General features: G+C 67.8%; 1 protein-coding gene and 1 pseudogene. Both read right to left on the bottom strand.

The annotated features are described in order from the left end of the window. Nucleotides 1-192 precede the first annotated feature (192 nt). Nucleotides 193-2,316: an NAD-dependent DNA ligase LigA gene (ligA, locus tag VFT73_RS05165; RefSeq protein ID WP_326409096.1), complete on the bottom strand. Its 2,124-nt coding sequence runs from the start codon at nucleotides 2,314-2,316 to the stop codon at nucleotides 193-195. 5 nt (nucleotides 2,317-2,321) lie between these two features. Further along, nucleotides 2,322-2,777 (bottom strand): annotated as a pseudogene (locus VFT73_RS05160) (DNA repair protein RecN); the annotation flags it as partial.

The raw sequence follows: 2,777 nt of genomic DNA, 5'->3' as shown, positions 1-2,777 counted from the left end.
GGCAGCGCAGGCCGGTTCGCCGGCGCAGTCGGCGCGGAGTCCATCAGCACGGCAGCGGAGACCGGCGCCGAAGCCAGCAGCGCGATCGAAAGAACCAGCACCGTACGAACCATGACAGGACCCCCTCCTGTTTTCGGCTGACGCAGCGAACTGTCGCGAGGCAGCCGAACGGCAGCTTCCCTTGCGAAGCGTCTATTTAGCAGAAGCCACGATCGCTGCCCACCCCGCCTCGTCGACGACGCGGATGCCAAGCTCCTCGGCCTTCTTCAGCTTCGATCCGGCGCCGGGCCCGGCCACCACCAGATCGGTCTTGGCCGAGACCGAGCCGGCGACCTTGGCGCCCAATGACAGCGCCTGCGCCTTGGCCTCGTCGCGCGACATGGTTTCCAGCGTTCCGGTGAACACGACCGTCTTGCCGGTGACTTCGGACGCGCGCTCGTTCGATTCGAACGGCCTGGGCGCGACCACGCTCAGCAGGTCGTCCCACACTTCGCGGTTATGCTCCTCGGCGAAGAAATCGGCGAGAGACTGGGCGACCACGGGTCCGACGCCTTCAACATGGGTGAGCCGCTCGTACTCGGCCGCGTCCGTGGCCGCTGCCGTCGAGACCCGCGCCAGCTCCTCGACGGTGCCGAAATGCCGCATCAGGTCGCGCGCGGTGACGGTGCCGACATGGCGGATGCCGATGCCGAACAGAAAGCGTACCGGGTCGGGCGCGGCCTTGTCCTCGATCGCGCGGAGCAGGTTGCCGGCCCAGACGCGTCCGTCCTTCTTGCGCGCGACCAGTTGTTCCTCGGTCAGCCGGAAGATATCGGCCGGGCTGTGGATCAGCCCGTCGTGGAAAAAATCCTCGATCTGCTTGCCGCCCAGCCCTTCGATATCCATCGCGCCGCGGCTGACGAAGTGGCGCAGCCGCTCGACGCGCTGTGCCGGACAGATCAGCCCGCCGGTGCAGCGGATGTCGACCTCGCCTTCCTCGCGCACTGCCTCGGAGCGGCATTCGGGACATTCCGTTGGGAAGACATAGTCGGGACGCGGCTCGTCCGGCGTCAGGTTCTCCAGGATCTGCGGGATCACGTCGCCGGCGCGCTGCAGCGTGACGCGGTCGCCCGGCCGTACGCCCAGTCGCGCGATCTCGTCGGCATTGTGCAGCGTCGCGTTAGTGACGACGACGCCGCCGACCGTGACCGGCTCCAGCCGCGCGACCGGCGTCAGCTTGCCGGTCCGGCCAACCTGGATGTCGATGCTGATCAGCGTCGTCTGCGCCCGCTCGGCGGGGAATTTGTGCGCGATCGCCCAGCGCGGCGCCTTGGCGACCTGCCCCAGCCGCGCCTGCCAGTCGAGCCGGTCGACCTTGTAGACGACCCCGTCGATATCGAACGGCAGGTCCGCGCGCATCGCCTCGATCTTGCGATAATGCGCCAGCGCCTCGTCGACGTTTTCGACCCGCACCAGCAGGTCGGTCACCGGCAGACCCCAAGCCTCGATCGCGCGGATCACGCCATGTTGCGTGTCGGCGGGCAGCGCCGATGCCTCGCCCCAGCCATGCGCCAGAAAACAGAGCGGTCGCGAGGCAGTGACCGACGGGTCCTTCTGCCGCAGCGACCCGGCGGCGGCATTGCGCGGATTAGCGAACACCCGCTCCCCCGCGACCCGCTCGTTCAACGCGGCGAAGTCGGCCTTCGACATATACACTTCGCCCCGGATTTCGAAGATGTCGGGCACTGGCACTGAAGAGGGGAAAGGTAGCTCGCTCGTCCCGAGCGTAGTCGAGGGGCGCGTCTCGGACTCATCACCAACGCCCCTCGACTTCGCTCGGGACGAGCGGAGTTCGGCGGGTATGTCATGGATGGTCAGGACGTTTTGGGTCACATCCTCCCCGACCGTTCCGTCGCCCCGCGTCGCCGCCAGCACCAATCGCCCGCGCTCGTAGCGCAGCGAACAGGACAGTCCGTCGATCTTGGGTTCTGCCGTCAGCGCGACCGGCTCGCCGTCGGCCAGGTTCAGGAACCGCCGCACCCGCCCGACGAACTCGCGCACATCCTCGTCGGAAAAAGCATTGTCGAGGCTGAGCATCCCCTTCGCATGCGCAACCTTCGCCAGATGCGCCGCCGGCGCCGCCCCGACCAGCTTCGACGGACTGTCAGCGCGCACCAGCGTTGGAAACTCCGCCTCCAGCGCCGCATTCTCCCGCACCAGCGCGTCATAGTCGGCGTCTGAAATCTCGGGCGCGTCGTCGGAATGATAGAGCCTATTATGCCGCGCAATCTCGGCGGCGAGGAACGCGAGGCGCTCGGTAGCTTGCTCTTCTGTCATTCGGATCAGGCTGCTTCCAGCAAGCGCACCGCTTGCGCCCGCGCTTCGTCCGTCACCGTGGCTCCGGACAGCATACGCGCGATTTCCTCGCGCCGCTCCGTCTCATCCAACGCCCGCACGCCGGTGCGGGTGACGAGGCCGTCGTGGCTTTTGGCGATCAGCCATTGGTTGGTACCGCGGGCGGCGACTTGCGGCGAGTGCGTTACGACCAGTAGCTGCGCGCGTTCGGCCAGGCGGGCGAGGCGTTCGCCGATGGCGCTGGCGACGGCGCCGCCGACGCCGCGGTCTATCTCGTCGAAAATCATCGTTGCGGCGCCGCCTTCCTCGGCCAGCGCGACCTTCAATGCCAGGATGAAACGCGACAGCTCGCCGCCGCTCGCGATCTTGGCCAGCGGGCCGAAGGGCGCGCCGGGATTGGTCGAGATCAGGAACTCGACGCGGTCGCGGCCGGCGGCGCTCCA

The organism is Sphingomonas sp. (assembly GCF_035758555.1).
Taxonomy (GTDB): domain Bacteria; phylum Pseudomonadota; class Alphaproteobacteria; order Sphingomonadales; family Sphingomonadaceae; genus Sphingomonas_B.
The sequence above is the reverse complement of the archived record's forward strand: the minus strand, read 5'-3'. Positions and strand labels throughout refer to the sequence as shown.